Raw genomic sequence first — 18731 nt, 5'->3', positions numbered from 1 at the left:
CTGGTAGGCGTCGTTGCCATCCCATCACCGGCCAGGGGCTGCTCGCCGCCCCGTGTCGACAGTCTCGGAAGAAGTGATTTCTCATTAACATAACGGCGCCGGTCGGCTGGTGGCAAGAGGTGTCGCCGTTCCGGATCAACGCCCAGCGCGGTTTGCGGTGTGCACGCCGGTTTGTGACACTCGACGACTGTGAGTGATTCGGCAGCGCGGGAACCGGCTCCGATCCCGCCGGAGTTTCCGCCGGTGGTGTACGTGCCCTGCGCCGAGCACGTGGAGGAGATCGCGGACGCCCGGCCGGTGCTGCGGCGGACGAAAGAGGGCAAGGTCGCCCTCTTCGCGTACTCCGCGCTCGACCGGCTTTTCGAGGGGTGCGGAGCAGGGCAGCCATGGATTCTGCTCCCGGTGCGGGCCATGGAACCGTTGCGGGAGTCGCAGGGCTTCGACCTGGTGCTGCTCGACGTGTTCATCCCGCCGGAGCACCGCCTCGAGCACGCGGGAGGGAGCGAGTATCGGTAGGGGATACGAGCTCGGACCGGGGGTGCTCGACGGCATCCGGGGCCAGCTGAGCGACGCTCGCGGCCAGGTCGAAGGACTGTCCGGCTCCGTTCCGCAAGACGTCGACGCCGGGCTGCTGACCGGCCCGCTCGACGCGGCGCTCTCGAGTCTGGTCGAAAGCGCGGCGCAATTCTCGACGGCGCTCGGCGGAGTCGCCGACGATGTCGAGACCGGGAAGAAGGACTACGAACGCGCCGAGGCCGACGCGCAGGACCAGCTGCCGAAGCCGGGCGGGGGTGCCTGATGCCGATAGAGACCAAGGTGGACGGCGATCCCGGCAGCATGCGTGCCGCGGCGAATTGGCTGAGACAAGATCTTTCGCAAGCGATTCACCGCGCGAACGACCAGGTGTACGGCGCGCGGAACAGCGCCGCGAGCGGCCTTCGGGGCGAGGCGGCCGATCAATTGCGGCAGAAGCTGACGACAGGCGGCAGGCAGGCCGACGACTTCGCGGAAAGCGTTTCCTCGGTGGCACAGAAGGTGGATGCCGCTGCCGACGTCTTGCAGCAGGTGCAGACCGACCTGGGGCGAATCCGCTCGGACGCCGCCAGCGCCGGGTTGTCCGTGACGGGAACGGTCATCCAAGATCCCGGGCAGTCTGGCTCAGCCGGGGATCACCAGGCCAAGGCCGACGCGTACCAGAAGGCCAGCGCCGAGGCGGAGGACGCGCGCCGCCGGTGGAAACAGCAGGTCGAGCAGCGGTCTCAGGACTTTCAGAACACCAAGAACAAGACCATTTTCACGCTCGCCGGTTTCGGGGTCACGGGCGGGACGGAAGCGGCCAAGGTGCACCAGTCGATCCTCGAGAAGGATTCGACCGAGCTGCGCACTCGCGCCGCGCAATCCCTCAAGCATGCGGAAGCCATCGGCGGGGCCGATCCGAAGGGCTTCTACACGAACATCGACGCCGCAGCGGCGGACACCGCGGCTGCGGACAGCCAAGCCGCGCGAGCCGCGAAGTTCGGCAAGACGCTCACCCGGGTCGGCAACGTCGGCGGCGGCGCCTTGGCACTCGGCGGGATCGCCTACGACATCTCGCACGGCAAACCCGTGGCACAGGCGGTGACGTCCGGCGCGGCGGGGTTCGGCGCGTCGATCGCGACCGGGGCCGCGGTCGGCACCGTGATCGGCGGTCCGGTCGGCACCGCGGTGGGCGCGGTCGCGGGAACGGTGGTCGGCGCGTTCACCTCCGGCGCGGTGGATTCGGTGTTCAAGCACGGCGGGCACGTCGGATCGGCGATCGACGACGGGATCAAAGCGGTCGGGGACACCGGGAAAGCGGTGGGGTCGCTCGCATCGGACGCAGGCAGCGGGGTGAAACATGTCTGGGACTCGATCTTCTGATCACCTGACGGTTCCGGAGGCGTGGGCCGCCGGACCGGCCGGCCGGTACCGCAACGCACTGGCCATCCTGATGCTGCTGACGCTGGCGGCGGCGGCGATCAGCGTGTACCTGTACACCGGCGGAAGGTGGATGGCCGGAACCGGCGCGGCGTGGTTCACGGTGCTGCTGGCCGTTTTTGTCTACGTCGGCACGGACGCCCGGTTGCGCCAGAAGCCGACGGGATCGGCTGTGACCACAACGGTGACCGCGCAAGGACGGCCCGCGACTGAACTGAGCTATTCGGCGGTGCAGTTCTCGGGCTACCTGTTCATCCTGTCCTGGATCGCGTTCGGCCTGTTCCTGTTCGCTGTTCTCGCGCACGGTTCGGACGACCCGACGGTGCGGAACGCGACGATCCCGTTCGCGGTCGCGGGCGTGCTGATCCTGACTTTCCCGGCGGTCGTCGCCCTCGGCTGGTTCCGCCGAGGGCGGATTCTCCTGACCGCAGAAGGCATTTACCAGCGCGGGTGGACGTTCGAGTCGTTCCTGCCGTGGTCGGCGATCACGTCGATCCAGCCGTACTTCCTCGACGGGCCGGAGATCTGGGTCGCGGCCGGGAAAAACGAGCGACAGTGGCAGCGCAAGCAATTCACCCGCTGGTGGCGCCAAGACCGGCTGCCCGAGGACCCGGTGCTCCAAATCCCGGCCAAGAACCTCGGCGTCGACGCCACCTTCGCCTACCACCTGCTCGGCTACTACTACCTGCATCCAGCCAGCCGGACCGAACTCGGCAGCACGCTCGCCGTCGACCGGGCACGGCAGGCGAATTTCTGAGCTTGTTCAGGCACAACAGCCCTCGGGTTTGGCGGCATCGTCGGACGTGCAGCACGCGGTGTTGTCCGATCCGAACGTCTGCGAATCCGCCTTGACGGTGTAAACCTCCCACGGTTCCCGGCCCGGACCGTGCACCCACACCTTGTCCTGCACGGCGTAGCAGCAGGTGGTGTTGTCCTCGGGCAAAGTCTCCAAGCCTTCCCCAGTGAGGCGCTTGCTGGCCGCGTTGACGTCGTCCGTCGACTCGACCTCGACGCCGAGGTGGTCCAGGACGGTGTCCTGTCCGGGCTCGCCCTCCAGGAGCACGAGCTTGAGCGCGGGTTCGGCGACGGCGAAGTTGGCGTATCCCGGCCGGAGTTTGGCTGGCTCGGCACCGAACAGCTTCGAGTAGAAGTCGATCGAACCAGCAAGGTCTCCGACCCGCAGGGCGAGCTGAACTCGGGACATCTGTCCTCCTTGAATAGATGGTTGTCAAAACAGCAGGCGGCTAGATTGCTCTCTAGATAGAAGCCTGTCAAGATAGACAGATGTCGAAACAACTCGTGCTAGCGGCGATCAGCGCCTGCTGTTCCCCGTTGGCGCGCGAGCCGCTGACGGCTGACCAGGCCGTGGAGCTGTCGAAGCTGTTCAAGGCGATGTCCGACCCGGTGCGGCTGCGGCTGTTGTCGCTGATCGCGTCCCACGCCGGCGGGGAGGCGTGCGTGTGCGACTTGACCGACGCGTTCGACCTGACCGGCCCGACGATTTCCCACCACCTGAAGGTGCTGCGCGAATCCGGCCTGATCACCGGGGAGCGGCGCGGCACCTGGGTCTACTACCGGGTCCACCCCGAAGTGCTGGCCCGGCTCTCGGCCGTGCTGGTCCCGGGCGGCGCGGAGGCACTGGCGTGACGGCGGAAACGGGCGTCGTCGGCAAACTGTCCACTTTGGACCGGTTCCTGCCGGTGTGGATCGGCGTCGCGATGCTGGCGGGATTGCTGGCCGGCCGATGGATTCCCGGCCTTGGCGAGGTCCTGAACGCGGTGCGGGTCGACGGGATCTCCCTGCCGATCGCGCTCGGGCTGCTCGTGATGATGTACCCGGTGCTGGCGAAGGTCCGCTACGACCGGCTCGGCAGCGTGACCGGCGACCGGCGGCTGCTGTGGCCGTCGCTGGTGCTGAACTGGCTGATCGGCCCGGCACTGATGTTCGCGCTGGCCTGGCTGCTGCTGCCCGACCTGCCGGAATACCGGACCGGGCTGATCATCGTCGGCCTCGCCCGGTGCATCGCGATGGTGATCATCTGGAACGACCTGGCCTGCGGCGACCGGGAAGCCGCCGCCGTGCTGGTCGCGCTGAACTCGGTGTTCCAGGTCGTCATGTTCGGCGTCCTCGGCTGGTTCTACCTCGCCGTGCTGCCCGGGTGGCTAGGCCTGCCGCAAGCCGGGTTGAGTGTTTCCGCGTGGCAAATCGCCAAGAGCGTGCTGGTGTTCCTGGGCATCCCGCTGCTCGCCGGGTACCTGTCCCGCCGGTTGGGGGAGCGCGCGAAGGGCCGCACCTGGTACGAATCCCGGTTCCTGCCGAAGGTCGGCCCGGTCGCGCTGTACGGGCTGCTGTTCACCATCGTGGTCCTGTTCGCGTTGCAGGGCGACCAGATCACCAGTCGCCCGCTCGACGTCGCCCGGATCGCGGTGCCGCTGTTGGTCTACTTCGGACTCATGTGGGCCGGTTCCTACGCGGTCGGCAAGGCGGTCGGCCTGTCGTACGAACGGACCACGACGCTGGCATTCACCGCCGCGGGCAACAACTTCGAACTCGCCATCGCCGTCGCGATCGCCACTTTCGGCGCCACGAGCGGACAAGCGCTCGCCGGAGTCGTCGGGCCGCTCATCGAAGTCCCGGTCCTGGTCGCGCTGGTCTACGTGTCTCTCGCGCTTCGACGCCGCTTCACCGCCGTGCCCGTGGAGGTTTCGCCATGACCATCCCTGAAGTGCTCTTCGTCTGCGTCCACAACGCCGGACGCTCGCAAATGGCGGCCGGGCTGCTGCATCATCACGCGCGCGGCAGGGTTGCCGTCCGCTCTGCCGGATCCGCGCCCGCCGACACGGTCAATCCCGCCGTGGTCGCGGTGATGGCCGAACTCGGCATCGACCTGTCCCGCGAATTTCCCAAGCCCCTGACCACCGACGGCGTGCGCTCGGCCGACGTCGTAATCACCATGGGCTGCGGCGACGCTTGTCCCGTGTTCCCCGGCAAGCGTTACCTCGACTGGCAGTTCGACGACCCGGCGGGCCTTCCGGCCGAGCAGGTCCGCCCCATCCGGGACGAGATCGACCGGCGGGTCCGGGCCTTGCTCGCCGAACTGGTCAGCTGACCCCTTCATCGTCTATCGTCGATGGGCGATGAAGGAGGGTGTCGTGCTGGATCGTGCCGTCGCGGAGACCTACGCCGGATGGTTCCGCGCGCTCGCGGATCCGACGCGCGTCCAGATCCTGCACCTGATCGCTTCAGCGGGCCGTCCGCTGCCGGTCGGCGAGATCGTCGAGCAGGTGAGCGTGAGCCAATCGACGGTCTCGGCGCATTTGAAGATCCTGACCGAGGCCAGGTTCGTCCTGGTGCAACCGCACGGCACCGCTCGGTTGTACCAGGTCAACAGGCAGTGCTTGTCCTGCTTCCCCAGTGCGGCCGACGTCGTCATGGGCAAGGCGGCCGTCCCCTTCGCCGACATCGTTTGCGAGGTATCGAGATGACGTCAGACCAGGACGCGATCCGGGACCGCTATGCCAATGCCGCACGCCGAGCGTTGGCGGGCGAAGCCACCGGCCTGCTGTCTGGATCCGAACGACTCGGCGCGGTGCACTACGCGGAAGAAAACGTCCCCGAAACGGTGGCAGCCACTAGTCTGGGCTGCGGAAATCCGCTTGCAGTCGCCGATCTGCGGCCCGGCGAAACTGTCCTCGACCTCGGCTCCGGCGGCGGCCTGGACGTACTGCTTTCCGCCCGTCGCGTCGGGCCGGAAGGCCGCGCCATCGGTCTCGACATGACCGATGAAATGCTCACCCTCGCCCGACGGCACGCCGCACAGGCGGGGGTCGGGAACGTCGAGTTCGTCAAGGGCACGATCGAAGCCATTCCCTTGCCGGACAACACTGTGGACGTCGTGATCTCCAACTGCGTCATCGCCCTGTCGCCGGACAAACCGGCAGTTTTCGCGGGGATCGCGCGCGTTCTGCGTCCCGGAGGCCGTCTCGGGGTGACTGACCTTCTCGCCGGGGAAACCTTGACCGACGCGGAGCGAGCTGCCGCTGACGAAGAATGTCTCGGCGGGGCACTCACGGCCGACGACTACCGAGCCTTGCTTCACTCCGCGGGCCTCGTGAACGTCGACATCCGGCGTACCCACGAGGTCGGGAACAAGCTGTACTCGGCAATCATTCGGGCGGACAAGCCGTCAGGCTGACTCGCTCACTGCCGAAGCAGCGGCCCCACTCCCGGAACCCGGATGATCTCCTCCGCGAGAAAGTCCCGCAACAGCCGCACCCGGGCCAGCTCCGCCCGCTCCGGCACGACGAGCAGATTCACCGGCAACGGCGCACAGCTGTACCCAGGAAGCACCTCCCGCAACACCCCGTCCCGAAGAAGGTCGTCCACCAACCACCGCGGCACCGGCGAGATCCCGCGCCCAGCGACGAGCGCCTCCCGCGCAGCCAGCCCGTGATCGACGCGCAACCGAGGCTCAAAGGTCGCGACGTGCGCCGCCCCCTGCGCGTCGATGAGCGTCAACTCATGGCTCTTCGCGACGCTCGTCCGCCGAATCACGTCGTGCGTCGACAGATCCTCCGGCAACTCAGGCGTCCCGCGCCGCGCGAGATAGTCCGGCGACGCGACCAGAATCTGATGCGCCACCCCGAGCGGACGCAGCCGTAGTTCGCTGTCCGGCTGAGGTCCGATCTGGATCGCGACGTCCACGCCGTCGCGGATCAGGTCGGAGCGTTCGTCGGTGAGGACGAAGTCGACGCGGATGTCCGGATAGCGGTCCTGGAAGTCGAAGATCAGCCTGCTCAGATGCATGACCCCGAAGAACGCCGAACACGAGATCCGCACCTTCCCGGACGCACCCGGCTCGACCTCTTGGCGCGCCTGCTCGACCAGCCGGAGGATCTCCGTGGCGCGGCCGTAAAACCGGCTCCCCTCCTCGGTCAGCGAAATGCTCCTGGTGGTCCGGCTGAAGACGGATACCCCGAGCGCCTCCTCCAGGTCGCTCACGTGCCGCGTGACGGTGGACTGGCCGACGCCGAGATCCCGTGCGACAGCGGAGAAGCTGCCGCTTTCGGCGACCCGGACGAACGTGCGCATGCGATCGAGCGTGACTTCTGGCTTATGCATCGGGTGAATAAATCCTCTCCGCCGACGAGGCTAAATGAATCGCCCTCCCGCGGCTACCGTGACGATATTCCGAGGGAAAGAGGCGAAAAATGCCCATGGGACCTGTGCTGGCTTGGCCGGACGGCAAGAAGGTCGCGGTGAAGATCTGCGTCGCGCTCGAGTCGTGGTCTGACGGCCATTGGCCGGTCTACGCGCCGATGGCCGCCGCGTGGCCGTTGTCCGATGTGGAGTGCCGGCACAGCATGTCGTGGGCCGAATACGGGGCGACGACGGGAGTGTGGCGGCTGCTCGAAATCCTGGACCGGCACGACCTGCCAGCCACCTTCGGCGTCAGCGGCCTGCTCGCGGAACAGCATCCCGAACCCGTGCTCGCCGCACACGCCGCCGGACACGAGATCGCGGCGCATTCCTACGCCCAGGACATCATCCCCGGCCAGCTCAGTGCCGACGCCGAAGCGGAAAACATCAGGCGCTGCACCGACATCCTGCGCCAGCTCACCGGCTCCCGGCCGACCGGCTGGCTCAGCCCGCGCGCCACCGAATCCCGCGACACGCCCGCCCTCCTCGCCGCGTCCGGCTACCTCTGGTCCGGCGACCGCAGCGACCGCGACCTGCCCTACGTCGCCGCCACCTCCGCGGGCCCCCTTGCCTACCTCATGCACAGCGACTTCACCGACGTCCGCGGCGTAATGGCAGGCCCGCGCGCATTCCGGGACCTCCACGTCGACTTCCTCGACTACCTCCTCCGCCAGCCCACGCCAGGCATCCTCAACCTGACCGTCCACGCACACGTCGGCGGACGCCCGTTGTTCGCCGACCAGTTCGACCAGCTGCTCCAGCAGATCGCCCTCCTCCGGGACGACCTCTGGATCGCCACCCACCACCAGCTGGCCGAGCACGTGCTCGACACCGAGAAGGCCGCGTCATGACCCGCACCCTCATCATCGGCGGCACCGGAGCCATGGGCAGCCGAGTCGTCGCGCGTCTCCTCGCCGACACCGACAACGAGATCACCGTCCTCACCCGCGACCCAGACTCACCCCGCGCGACCGCCTTAGCCCACGACCGCGTGCGCCTGGTCCGCGGCGACGCAGGTGACCCACGAAGCATCGAGTCCGCCCTGAACGGCGTGTCCCAAGTCTTCTGCAACACCGACTTCTTCTCCACCAAAAGCCCGCTAGCCGAGTTCACGCAAGGCACGAACATCCTCGAAGCAGCCAGGCAACACGGCGTCGAGCGATTCGTGTGGTCGTCGTTGGACAGCGCCGCGACCCTGACCAACGGACGCGTTTTCGTGCCGCACTACGAAGCCAAGGCAGCGGTCGCCGCACACATCCAACTCCACCGCTCCGAAGAAATGATGCGTCGAGAACCGGACGGCTGGTACACCGGGCACGTCTCGATCCTCGTGACTTCGCCGTACTTCGAGAACCTGCAATCCCGGCTCTCACCCTCCGCCGAGGACGCGGTGTTCACCCTCCCGCTAGGCACCGGCCGATACCCCATGATCGCCCTGGCCGACATCGCCTGGTTCGCAGCGCACATGCTGGAACATTGGCAATCCTGGGGCGCGCGCGACCTGTCCGTCTCCGCGGACAGCCTGACCGGCACCGAAATCGCCGAGACTTTCGCGCGGGTAACCGGAACCCCCGCCCGCTACCAAGACCTGCCCCTCGACGAACTCCGCACGAGCATCCCCGACGTCGGCCCCGACTACGCCGGAATGTTCGGCTTCTTCCAGCAACACGACGTCGCCGCCCATGACCGCGACCTAGCCCTGCTGCGCCGCCTCCACCCCGGCCTGATGACCTTCGAAGACTGGCTGCGCCACACCGGCTGGGACGGCAGCCGCCGCGAGGTCCAGCAATTCCGGCCCCGCGCATGACCTACACGTCCGTCCGGCCCGACCTGCGCACCGCGCTAGCCGAACTCCGAAGCGCAGGCCTATACAAGACCGAACATCACCTCACCTCGCCACAATCAGTACGGCCTGTCATCGACGGACGGGCTGTCCTGAACTTCTGCGCCAACAACTACCTAGGCCTGGCCGACCACCCCGCAGTAGTCGATGCGGCCAAACAAGCCCTGGAAACCCACGGCTTCGGAATGGCAAGCGTCCGCTTCATCTGCGGCACCCAGCCCGAACACGCCGCCCTTGAGAATCGCTTGTCAGCTTTGCTGGGCACCGACGCGACGATCCTGTACTCCTCCTGCTTCGACGCAAACGGCGGCGTATTCGCCACATTGCTAGACGAGCGAGACGCGGTTCTCTCCCACACCCTCAACCACGCCTCAATCATCGACGGCATCCGCCTTTCGAAAGCGCGCCGCCACCGCTACCGCACCCTGCATGACCTAGAAACCCAACTGTCCATCCCCGCCCGCCGCCGCCTCATCGTGACCGACGGCGTCTTCTCCATGGACGGCTCCATTGCCCCCTTGCGAGAAATCTGCGACCTAGCCGACCGCTATGACGCCCTGGTCATGGTCGACGACTCACACGCCGTCGGAATCCTCGGCCCGACCGGTGCCGGAACCCCCGAGTTGCTTGGCGTGCAGGACCGAGTCGACATCGTCACCGGCACACTGGGCAAAGCCCTCGGCGGTGCTTCCGGCGGCTACGTCAGCGCTCACGCCGAGATCGTGGAGTTGCTGCGACAGCGTTCCCGCCCGTACCTGTTCTCGAACGCCCTCCCGCCCGCCATCGTCGCGGGCGCTCTCGCCGCTCTCGACCTCGCAACCGATCCTGCTCGCCGCGAGGCCCTCCACCGCAACACCGCCACCTTCCGTGCCCGCATGGAACGGTCGGGTTTCGACCTCCTACCCGGAGAACACCCCATCGTGCCGGTCATGTTCGGAGATGCTCGGGAAGCCGTCCGGGTCGCCGAACGAATGCGGGAATCCGGCGTGTACGTGACCGCGTTCAGCTATCCGGTGGTGCCATGGGGAGAGGCCCGCATCCGGGTGCAGATCTCGTCGGAGCATTCTCGCGAGGACCTGGACCGCTGCGTCGCCGCCTTCGTCGCGGCACACGGCGCAAACAGCTGAGGAACGCGCCGAGATACTGCCTCTCCGACAGCCGTTCGTGCCCGGGGCGGGGACGAACCAGGTCAGCGCACGATGCGCAGGCGGGGCCCGGTGAGCTGGTCGAGCCGGCGATTGGCGTCCTCGGCGGAAAACGCGTGCGGGTCGAAGCCGCCGGGCGAAGCCAAGCCGAGCCATCCGAGCATGCCCTCGTGCTCGTCGTCGCCCGGATCGGCCAGAATCGCCTTCAGCTCCTGGTAGCCGTACGGGCCGCCGCAGTCCTCCGGTGGGCACGCTCCTTCACCGACAGTGCAGATCGGACCGGTCGTTCCGGCTTCGGCAGGCAGGATTTCTTCCAGCGTGAGCTCGTGTTCCCAGCCGTCGCCGAAGTCGTAGGCGTAGCCCAGCCGGTCGCCGACCTCGGCCAGCAGCTGGGACAGGCGCACCGCCCGCTCGTCGGCGTGGCCGAGGTCCGGGTCGGGAATTCCGTACTGGGCGCCACCCGCGGAGAAGGCGTGCAGATGGCAGTTCTCCCAGCCCATCGCGATCTGGATCACCTCGTGCACCTGGCCGAGGTCGAGATCGGCGGGCACCTCCAGGCGTCGCCACACCGGCGGTTTCGTCACGTCGCGCAGGGCGAGCTTGATCCGGTAGCGAGTGTCGGGGCGCGCCGCGGCGGGCGGGACGGGCGCGTCCGGTGCGGGCGGTGGACCGCCGGGCAATCCGGCCATCGGCAGGAGCTTGACCAGCCGGTCGGCCGCCGGATGACCAGTGCCGGCCAGCAGCGGCAGGATCTCGGCCTGCTCGGCGCCTGCCTGGTCGTGGAGCAGGCCGGACAGCGCTTGCGGGGGCAGATCGGGAGCCAGCGTGACCTGCAGGACGGCGAGTGCGTCCACGGCGGTCCATGCCAGGTCGGTCTCGGCCGGCTCCGTGCCGTCCTGCTCGGCCAGCCAGATCCGCGCGTAGGAGCCGAACCCTTCATTGCCCGCCCACTCCCGCCAAGCGGCGGCCGCGTCCGGGCCGCATTCGCGAGCCAGCGCCAGTGCGGCGAGCCGCCGTTGCCCCGAGGCGGATTCGCCGGCCGAGATCAGTTCGGCCGCGGCCTCGGCCGGCGCGCGGGCGGACAGCCAGGGCCGGGCCATCAGTGCGGCGATCCGGTCGGGCAGCGCCACCACCGCATCCACCAGCGCGGCGGCATCGGCTCCGGCCGCCGGCGCGTTTCGCCGGAACAGGAAATCGGTGAGCCAGCGCCCCAGCGGGGTCAGCTCGGCGGTGTCGCCGTGCAGGGCGGCGATACCGAACTCGGCGAGGGCTTCGACGATCTCGCCGCCGGCTTCCGTCGTGCCCGCCAGGTCATCGAGGAGGCCGGTGGCCAACGAGCAGGACGGGCAAGCGCAGCCCGGCGTGCCGGCAGCGAGGCCCCTCGCGATGTCCTCGCTCAGGTCGTCCAGCGAGATCGCGCCGCCCCGCTCGTACAGGACGGCCAACCCGTCCAGGAGCTCCGCATCGGGATCGCCCGCCTCACCGGCCAGCCCGAAACACTCCAGCGTGCACCGGGTCCAGATCGCCAGTACCTCGTCCGCGGTCCCCTCGGCCCAGGTCTCCAGCGCGGTGCCCGCGGCCGCCCGGCCACGCTCCACCTCGACGAATCCGGCCGCCGCCGCGGTGAACCACGCCAGCATCAGCTGATCGATGTCCAGCGCGCTGCGGGGCTTGCGGGTAGTCAGTTCGATCCCAAGCAGGTCGCAGGCCTCGACGGCGGCGGCAGGCTTGAGCACTCCCCGAGCGGTCAGCGGCCGACCAGGTCCGACCCATTCGGACAGCTTCGCCGCCTCGGCGAGCGCCGGACAGCTCCGCGCGGCCGAGGCGAGTTCCTTGGGCGAGAAAACCGGCTCTCGTTCCTCAGCGCGGGATGGCATAAAAGCACCTTAGGGCCGTCGGTCACCGGGGGAACGGCGGGCCGGACTTCTCCACGGCGCGCCGTGGAGACAGGGAAACACAAACGGCCGGTCCCGCACGGATGGCGGAACCGGCCGCTTGTCGCTGCCGTTTTACCAGGTCAAACCCGGTGTTGGATCACACGTCGTAGTACAGCGAGAACTCGTACGGGTGCGGACGAAGCCGCAGCGGGTCAATCTCGTTCTCGCGCTTGTACTGGACCCACGTCTCGATCACGTCGGGCGTGAAGACGCCGCCCTCGAGCAGGTAGTCGTGGTCCTGCTCCAGCGTGTCCAGCACGGTGCCCAGGTCGCCCGGGACCAGCTTGACGTTCTTGGCCTCCTCGGGCGGCAGCTCGTAGAGGTCCTTGTCGATCGGCTCCGGCGGCTCGATCTTGTTCTTGATGCCGTCGAGCCCGGCCATCATCATCGCCGAGAACGCGAGGTACGGGTTGCCCGACGAGTCCGGGCAGCGGAACTCGGCGCGCTTGGCCTTCGCGTTGTTGCCGGTGATCGGGATGCGGACACAGGCGGAACGGTTGCGCTGCGAGTACACGAGCGAAACCGGGGCCTCGAAGCCCGGCACCAGGCGGTGGTACGAATTCACCGTCGGGTTGGTGAAGGCCAGCAGGCTCGGCGCGTGCTTGAGCAGGCCGCCGATGTAGTGCCGCGCCGTGTCGGACAGGCCCGCGTAGCCGGACTCGTCGTGGAACAGCGGCTGGCCGTCCTTCCACAGCGACTGGTGGCAGTGCATGCCCGAGCCGTTGTCGCCGGCGAGCGGCTTCGGCATGAACGTCGCGGTCTTGCCCGCGGCGAACACGGTGTTCTTCACGATGTACTTGAACAGCTGCAGGTCGTCGGCAGCGTGCAGCAGCGTGTTGAACTTGTAGTTGATCTCCGTCTGGCCGGCGGTGCCCACCTCGTGGTGCGCGCGCTCGATCTCGAAGCCGGAGTTCGTCAGCGTGCGGACGATGTCGTCGCGCAGGTCGGCGAAGTGGTCGACCGGCGGGACGGGGAAGTAGCCGCCCTTGAACTTCGTCTTGTAGCCCTGGTTGCCGCCCTCGGTGTCGGCACCGGTGTTCCACCAGCCCTCGACCGAGTCGATCTCGTGGAACGACAGGTGCTCGGCGTCCTCGAAGCGGACCGAGTCGAAGATGTAGAACTCCGCCTCCGGACCGAAGAAGACGTTGTCGGCGACGCCGTACTCCGCGATGTACTGCTCGGCCTTGCGCGCGATGTTGCGCGGGTCGCGGCTGTAGGCCTCGCGGGTGAACGGGTCGTGCACGAAGAAGTTCAGCGAGAGCGTCTTCGCCTTGCGGAACGGGTCGATCCGGGCCGTCTCGGGGTCCGGCAGCAGCAGCATGTCGGACTCGTGGATCGACTGGAAGCCGCGCACCGAGGAGCCGTCGAAGGCGAGGCCCTCTTCGTACGCCTCCAGGTCGAACGCCTTGGCCGGCACCGTGAAGTGCTGCATGACGCCCGGCAGGTCGCAGAACCTGACGTCGATCGACTCGACCTTCTCGTCGGCGATGAGGCGCTGAATGTCGTCTGGAGTAGTGGGCACCCTCGGTGACTCCTTCTCGTTCGTTACCGGCGGCTGTACTCTCTTCGGCTCACGCTAAGAGGGCGGTGTTGCCCGACCGTCACCCGAATGTTTCGCCGGTGTTAACGGGTGGCCGCCACTGCCCAGTCGACCAGGCCGGATGTGGTCCGCGCCACCGGCATACCCTGGACGGGTGGCGAGATGGACGGGTGAATGGCTGCCGGGCACCGGCGACGGCTCCACCGCGGCGGGCCCGCGCGAGGCCCCGAAGTGGCGCGGCGAGTCGATGGGCCTGCCCGAATCCGGCGTGGGCGCGGTGGCCGGCGGCGGCCCGCGCTTCCTCGCGCTGGTCGTCGACCTGGTGCTCGCGTCCCTGATCACGGCCCTGTTCGTGCGCTACGACCTGCAGAACGCCGCCGCGATGCAGACGTTCAACCTCTGGGCCGGCGCGGTCTGGGCGGTCATCACGGTCATCCCGGTCACGTTCTTCGGCTTCACCCCGGGCATGGCGGTCCTGGGCATCCGGGTGGCCCGCCTCGACGGCGCGACGATGGTCGGCGCGTGGCGCGCGCTCGTGCGGATGGTGCTCACCGCGCTGCTGCTCCCGCCGCTGGTGCGCAACGCCGACGGCCGCAACTGGCTCGACCGCGCGACCAACACCGTCGTCATCCGGATGCGCTGACCGCGAAACGCGCGAAATGAAAGAACCCCCGGCCACCTGGACCGGGGGTTCTCTCGTCAGTGCGCAGCGTCAGCGACGGCGGATGGTGCGCTGCACGTTCCGCATCTTCGCGCCCGCGGGCATCGGTCCCTTCGGCATCGCCGCACCGCGCGAGCCGAGGGCGGCCAGCTTCGCTTCGAGGGCGTCGATCTGGGCCGGCTTGAGGTTGCGCGGCAGCTTCGTCAGGTGCGACTGCAGCTTCTTGAGCGGGACCTGCTTGTCCTCGTGCCCGATCGTCACGTCGTAGATCGGGGTGTCGCCGACCAGCCGGGACACGCGCTTCTTCTCCTGCGCGAGCAGGCCGCGGACCCGGTGCGGGGCGCCCTCCGCCACGAGGATCACGCCGGGGTGGCCGAGCACGCGGTGGACGGCGTCGAGCTGGGTCGTCGCGGCGACGGTCGGCGTGACCTTCCACTTCCCGCGCAGGTTCTCCAGCGCCCAGGCGGCCGCGCCGGGCTGGCCGTCGGCCTTCCCGTAGACCGTGCGCTGCACGCGCCTGCCGAAGATGATCACGGCGAGCAGGATGCCGAGCACGATGCCCAGCGGCAGCAGCGTCCACTGGATGTCGAAGATGAACCCGATGCCGAACAGCACACCGGCGACCACCACGATCGAACCGACCATCCAGGGGATGAGCATCGGGTCTTCGCGGCGCTGCATCTTGAACGCCTCGAACAGCTGCCCGCGCCGGGCCTTGCTCGCAGCGCGCTTTTCCCGCTTGGCCTGCTTGGCCGCTTCCTTGTCCTGCTTGCCCGCCATATGACCAGGATACGGCCGCGTGCCCGGCCGGGAATCCGTCGGCCCCCTCTGCGAGGATCGCGGGGTGGCCATCGCATCGTCTCCCCAGAGCCGGCAGAGCCGCCAAGGCCTGCTCGACGGGCTTGATCCCGAGCAGCGCGCCGCCGCGGCGGCCCCCCGCGGTCCCGTGTGCGTCCTCGCCGGCGCGGGCACCGGCAAGACCCGGACGATCACGCACCGCATCGCCCACCTCGTGCAATCGGGCCACGTCTCGCCCGGGCAGGTACTGGCGGTCACCTTCACGACGCGCGCCGCGGGGGAGATGCGCACCCGGCTGCGCGGCCTCGGGGTCGACGCGGCGCAGGCGCTGACGTTCCACGCCGCCGCCCGCCGCCAGCTCCGCTACTTCTGGCCGCGGGTCGTCGGCGACCGGCCGTGGGACCTGATCGACAACAAGTTCCGGCTCGTCGCCCAGGCCGCCCAGCGCGTCCGGCTGAGCACCGAGACCGAGGTGCTGCGGGACCTGGCGAGCGAGATCGAGTGGAGCAAGGCGTCGCTCGTGTCGCCGGACGACTACCCCTCGGTCGCCGCGCGGGCGCAGCGCGACACCCCCGCGCCGGTCGCGCAGGTCGCCGAGGTCTATCGCTGGTACGAGGAGCTGAAGACGAACGCGCAGGTCCTCGACTTCGACGACCTGCTCCTGCAGACCACCGCGGTGCTGGAGAAGCACGAGGCGGTCGCGGCCGAGTTCCGCGACCGCTACCGCTGTTTCGTGGTCGACGAGTACCAAGACGTCACGCCGTTGCAGCAGCGGCTGCTCGACGCGTGGCTCGGCGGCCGCGACGACCTCACCGTCGTCGGCGACGCCAACCAGACCATCTACTCCTTCGGCGGTGCCTCGCCGAAGTCGCTGCTGGAGTTCACGCGGCGGTTCCCGGAAGCGACCGTCGTGCGCCTTGAACGCGACTACCGGTCCACGCCGCAGGTCGTCGCGCTGGCGAACCGCGTGATCGGCGCCGCGCGCGGACGTCCGGCCGGTTCGCGGCTGAAGCTCATCGGACAGCGGCCGGAGGGCCCGGAGCCGCGGTTCGCCGAGTACGAAGACGAGGCCGCCGAGGCCAGCGCGGTCGCCCGCCGGGTCCGCGAACTGCTCGACGCGGACGTGTCGGCGAGCGAAATCGCGGTGCTGTTCCGGGTCAACGCGCAGTCGGAGGCCTACGAACAGGCGCTCACCGAAGCCGGGATCCCGTACCTGGTCCGCGGCGGCGAGCGGTTCTTCCAGCGCACCGAGGTGCGGCAGGCGATGGCGGCGCTGCGCACGGCGTCGATGGAACCGACCTCGCTGGAGCTGGTCACCGCGGTGCGCTCGGTGCTGGCGCGGGTCGGGCTCACCGAGCAGCCGCCGTCCGGGGGAGCGGCGAAGGAGCGGTGGGACGCGCTGCTCGCGCTGGTGGAGCTGGCCGAGGAGCTGGCGGCGTCGGTCGAGGACGCGGACCTGCCGCGCTTCGTCGCGGAGCTCGAACAGCGCGCGGCGGCACAGCACCCGCCGACAGTCGAAGGCGTCACGCTCGCGTCACTGCACGCGGCGAAGGGGCTCGAGTGGGACGCGGTGTTCCTCGTCGGCCTGTCCGAGGGCACCATGCCGATCTTGCACGCGGACGGCGACGACGCCGCGATCGAAGAGGAACGGCGGCTGTTCTACGTCGGCGTGACGCGGGCCCGGGAGCACCTGTCGCTTTCCTGGTCGCTCTCGCGCGGTCAGGGCCGCGGACGCAACCGGCGGCGGTCGCGATTCCTGTACGGGCTGATCCCGGAGGACCACCCGGCGGCGCGGATCGCGCGTTCGCAGCAGGTGTCGAAGCCCGGGTCGAACGTCGCGCGCTGCCGGCTGTGCGGCGGTCCGCTGGTGCAGACCATGGAGGTCAAGCTGGGGCGGTGCGGGAAATGCCCGTCCACAGTGGATGAGGATTTGCTGGAGAAGCTGAAGACGTGGCGCGGGGAGCGTTCGCGGGAGTTGAAGGTCCCGGCGTTCGTCGTGTTCACTGACGCGACGCTGATGGCGATCGCCGAGCAACGGCCGACCGACGACGGCGCGCTGGTGTCGATCTCCGGGATCGGCGCGACGAAGCTCGAGCGGTTCGGCGCGGAAGTGCTCGACGTGGTCCGTTCGTCGATGCGATCTTGACCGCGTCTTCGCGGTGATCGATGCGGCGAACCTGCTGCTAGGGGGCGATCTTCGTCTCTTCGGCAGAGATTTGGGAAAATAAGTTGCCCCGGCTGTGCCGGGGCGCATAGCCTGCGTAGGCACCCGGGCGAGAAGAAGGCCCGGTCTGGGGAAGAACACGACGGCTGCCGCTCCACGCGGCGCAGTCCGACAGAGAAAGGCGGTGCCGGTGAAATGATCAGCAATCTGATGCACACGATCCCTGGCACTGGTCTGCCTGTCTGCACGACCGTCGCCGCCCCGCGCCAGGGCACCGGTGTGTCCACGTTCGCGCACATCGACGGAACGCGTCGTCACATTGACGGATTGCGTCGCATCGAGCGCAACGGGGCCCCGGCCGGCATCACTCTCGCGACCGCCGCCGTTGTTGCCGCGTACCCGCAGGTTGATGTCGATCTGCCGACCATCAAGCAGTTCCGTGTTCCGTTGTCGATACGGGAGCGAAGTTCCTGACCTGACGTCAGGACTCAAGGCTCACGAAGGCCGCGGAACCGGTAACCGGATCCGCGGCCTTCGTGTTTTTTTGGCTGCACAACAGAAGGAACAAGTTGTCCAGTTCGATCGCCCACCGCCACACCACCACCGAATCGCAAAGGAGCACGGACATGTCTTCCGCCATCGCCCTCGCCGAGGGCCCCTTAGCCGAAGGGTTCGACATCGGCGACCTGCTCGACGGGGTCGCTGAGCCCGAACTCCCCTGCCGCTCGCGCGACGCGGACCTCTGGTTCGCCGAATCGCCCGCGGAACTCGAGCGGGCCAAGGCGTTCTGCGCCGGCTGCCCGGTCCGCGAGGCCTGCCTCGCGGGTGCACTCGCCCGGCGTGAGCCGTGGGGTGTCTGGGGAGGGGAGATCTTCGAGCGCGGTGCGGTGATCGCGCGCAAGCGGCCCCGTGGCCGTCCGCGCAAGAACGCAGCCCTCGAACCCGCCGCCGCAGCCCGGAGCGCCGCCGCATGACCGTCGACCTCATCACCACGCGCGATTTCGAGGCCCGCACCGGAAAACCGGTCCAGGTGCAGCCGAAACCCAAGCAGAACAAGTCTCAGGAGACCACGAAGATGTTGCTTCACGAAGAACTGTCCCGAGCGCGAATACGCGACCTCATAACCGAACATGAAGCTCAACGCCCATGGCGCCGAGCGCGCGCCGCGCGCCGCTGGTCGCGAGTAGCCCGCTGGGCGACCAGCCGAGCGGAGCGATTCCAACCACCCAGCTAGACCCCCGGCCCGGTCGGTGAGGTGGGTCGGGCTTCGCCTGACCTGCCTCACCGTCTGGGAGTTGTCCGGAAGCCGATGCCCGCCGGTCAGGATTGCCTCCAGTCCTGACCTGCGAGCATCGGCCACCCGGGCTGTGAACCCACCTCCGAGTCGATTCCGCGCTGCCCGGCTCACCTCGGGCGGCGCGGATCCGATCCGGTTCCGTCGCCCGATCCTGCGGTTGCGAACCAGGCCGTCGGATGTCCGTCGGCCTG

General features: G+C 68.5%; 21 protein-coding genes. 16 read left to right on the top strand and 5 right to left on the bottom strand.

Features of this window, described 5'->3' with window-relative positions; translation table 11 throughout:
* Positions 1-189: 189 nt before the first annotated feature.
* From ACWDNU_RS30030 to ACWDNU_RS30015, 4 genes are read left to right on the top strand one after another with little or no spacing between them, the layout of a single operon-like run.
* Positions 190-516, top strand: coding sequence for an SAV_915 family protein (locus ACWDNU_RS30030; RefSeq protein ID WP_449671369.1), 327 nt, complete (start codon positions 190-192; stop codon positions 514-516).
* Positions 517-538: 22 nt separating this feature from the next.
* The gene (locus ACWDNU_RS30025; RefSeq protein WP_370940109.1) at positions 539-799 is read left to right on the top strand and encodes a hypothetical protein; all 261 of its coding nucleotides are present in this window, start codon (positions 539-541) and stop codon (positions 797-799) included.
* Positions 799-1899: a hypothetical protein gene (locus ACWDNU_RS30020; RefSeq protein WP_449671368.1), complete on the top strand. Its 1101-nt coding sequence runs from the start codon at positions 799-801 to the stop codon at positions 1897-1899. The genes ACWDNU_RS30025 and ACWDNU_RS30020 overlap by 1 nt, the downstream gene beginning before the upstream one ends.
* A complete protein-coding gene (locus ACWDNU_RS30015; RefSeq protein ID WP_449671367.1) occupies positions 1877-2713 on the top strand; it encodes a hypothetical protein in 837 nt (278 codons plus the stop codon). Before ACWDNU_RS30020 ends, ACWDNU_RS30015 begins: the two co-directional genes overlap by 23 nt.
* Positions 2714-2719: 6 nt before the next feature.
* On the opposite strand, the gene ACWDNU_RS30010 is transcribed toward ACWDNU_RS30015, so the two are convergent.
* Positions 2720-3160 carry an ArsI/CadI family heavy metal resistance metalloenzyme gene (locus ACWDNU_RS30010; protein WP_449671366.1) on the bottom strand — a complete coding sequence of 147 codons (441 nt, stop codon included), beginning with the start codon at positions 3158-3160 and terminating at the stop codon, positions 2720-2722.
* An 80-nt stretch (positions 3161-3240) separates the two neighbouring features.
* Between ACWDNU_RS30010 and ACWDNU_RS30005 the strand changes: the two genes are divergently transcribed.
* The 5 genes from ACWDNU_RS30005 to ACWDNU_RS29985 are packed head-to-tail and all read left to right on the top strand — an operon-like array spanning position 3241 to position 6151.
* Positions 3241-3603, top strand: a complete 363-nt coding sequence (locus ACWDNU_RS30005) for an ArsR/SmtB family transcription factor (protein ID WP_449671365.1) — start codon at positions 3241-3243, stop codon at positions 3601-3603.
* Positions 3600-4670: an ACR3 family arsenite efflux transporter gene (gene arsB, locus ACWDNU_RS30000; protein ID WP_449671364.1), complete on the top strand. Its 1071-nt coding sequence runs from the start codon at positions 3600-3602 to the stop codon at positions 4668-4670. The genes ACWDNU_RS30005 and arsB overlap by 4 nt, the downstream gene beginning before the upstream one ends.
* Positions 4667-5065, top strand: a complete 399-nt coding sequence (locus ACWDNU_RS29995; protein ID WP_449671363.1) for an arsenate reductase ArsC — start codon at positions 4667-4669, stop codon at positions 5063-5065. Before arsB ends, ACWDNU_RS29995 begins: the two co-directional genes overlap by 4 nt.
* A 43-nt stretch (positions 5066-5108) precedes the next feature.
* On the top strand, positions 5109-5441 hold the full coding sequence (locus ACWDNU_RS29990) for an ArsR/SmtB family transcription factor (RefSeq protein WP_449671362.1): 333 nt from the start codon (positions 5109-5111) through the stop codon (positions 5439-5441).
* Positions 5438-6151 (top strand): methyltransferase domain-containing protein, encoded by a 714-nt coding sequence (locus ACWDNU_RS29985; protein WP_449671361.1) that lies wholly within the window; start codon positions 5438-5440, stop codon positions 6149-6151. Before ACWDNU_RS29990 ends, ACWDNU_RS29985 begins: the two co-directional genes overlap by 4 nt.
* Before the next feature lie 5 nt (positions 6152-6156).
* On the opposite strand, the gene ACWDNU_RS29980 is transcribed toward ACWDNU_RS29985, so the two are convergent.
* The gene (locus tag ACWDNU_RS29980) at positions 6157-7047 is read right to left on the bottom strand and encodes a LysR family transcriptional regulator (RefSeq protein WP_449671360.1); all 891 of its coding nucleotides are present in this window, start codon (positions 7045-7047) and stop codon (positions 6157-6159) included.
* Positions 7048-7166: 119 nt separating this feature from the next.
* On the opposite strand from ACWDNU_RS29980, the gene ACWDNU_RS29975 reads away from it, so the two are divergent.
* The 3 genes from ACWDNU_RS29975 to ACWDNU_RS29965 are packed head-to-tail and all read left to right on the top strand — an operon-like array spanning position 7167 to position 10125.
* Entirely contained in the window at positions 7167-8006 is an 840-nt protein-coding gene (locus ACWDNU_RS29975; RefSeq protein ID WP_449671359.1) for a polysaccharide deacetylase family protein, read from the top strand.
* Positions 8003-8962: an NmrA/HSCARG family protein gene (locus ACWDNU_RS29970; RefSeq protein WP_449671358.1), complete on the top strand. Its 960-nt coding sequence runs from the start codon at positions 8003-8005 to the stop codon at positions 8960-8962. The genes ACWDNU_RS29975 and ACWDNU_RS29970 overlap by 4 nt, the downstream gene beginning before the upstream one ends.
* Positions 8959-10125 carry a glycine C-acetyltransferase gene (locus ACWDNU_RS29965; protein WP_449671357.1) on the top strand — a complete coding sequence of 389 codons (1167 nt, stop codon included), beginning with the start codon at positions 8959-8961 and terminating at the stop codon, positions 10123-10125. Before ACWDNU_RS29970 ends, ACWDNU_RS29965 begins: the two co-directional genes overlap by 4 nt.
* A gap of 62 nt (positions 10126-10187) precedes the next feature.
* Here the strand turns inward: ACWDNU_RS29965 and ACWDNU_RS29960 are convergent, their stop codons facing one another.
* Positions 10188-12020: a plasmid pRiA4b ORF-3 family protein gene (locus tag ACWDNU_RS29960; protein ID WP_449671356.1), complete on the bottom strand. Its 1833-nt coding sequence runs from the start codon at positions 12018-12020 to the stop codon at positions 10188-10190.
* A gap of 157 nt (positions 12021-12177) precedes the next feature.
* Positions 12178-13602: a type I glutamate--ammonia ligase gene (gene glnA / locus ACWDNU_RS29955; RefSeq protein ID WP_370940089.1), complete on the bottom strand. Its 1425-nt coding sequence runs from the start codon at positions 13600-13602 to the stop codon at positions 12178-12180.
* Between the two features lie 172 nt (positions 13603-13774).
* Between glnA and ACWDNU_RS29950 the strand changes: the two genes are divergently transcribed.
* Positions 13775-14263 carry an RDD family protein gene (locus ACWDNU_RS29950; RefSeq protein WP_370940088.1) on the top strand — a complete coding sequence of 163 codons (489 nt, stop codon included), beginning with the start codon at positions 13775-13777 and terminating at the stop codon, positions 14261-14263.
* Between the two features lie 69 nt (positions 14264-14332).
* Here the strand turns inward: ACWDNU_RS29950 and ACWDNU_RS29945 are convergent, their stop codons facing one another.
* Positions 14333-15061: a DUF4191 domain-containing protein gene (locus ACWDNU_RS29945; protein ID WP_449671355.1), complete on the bottom strand. Its 729-nt coding sequence runs from the start codon at positions 15059-15061 to the stop codon at positions 14333-14335.
* A 64-nt stretch (positions 15062-15125) separates the two neighbouring features.
* On the opposite strand from ACWDNU_RS29945, the gene ACWDNU_RS29940 reads away from it, so the two are divergent.
* From ACWDNU_RS29940 to ACWDNU_RS29930, 3 genes are all read left to right on the top strand, one after another.
* Entirely contained in the window at positions 15126-17225 is a 2100-nt protein-coding gene (locus ACWDNU_RS29940; protein ID WP_449671354.1) for an ATP-dependent DNA helicase UvrD2, read from the top strand.
* 213 nt (positions 17226-17438) lie between these two features.
* A complete protein-coding gene (locus ACWDNU_RS29935) occupies positions 17439-17717 on the top strand; it encodes a hypothetical protein (protein ID WP_354748397.1) in 279 nt (92 codons plus the stop codon).
* A 152-nt stretch (positions 17718-17869) separates the two neighbouring features.
* The gene (locus tag ACWDNU_RS29930; protein WP_067592977.1) at positions 17870-18217 is read left to right on the top strand and encodes a WhiB family transcriptional regulator; all 348 of its coding nucleotides are present in this window, start codon (positions 17870-17872) and stop codon (positions 18215-18217) included.
* Positions 18218-18731: the final 514 nt, after the last annotated feature.

The sequence above is a fragment of the Amycolatopsis sp. NPDC003676 genome, assembly GCF_053587275.1.
This window is presented reverse-complemented; position numbering and strand designations above follow the sequence as displayed.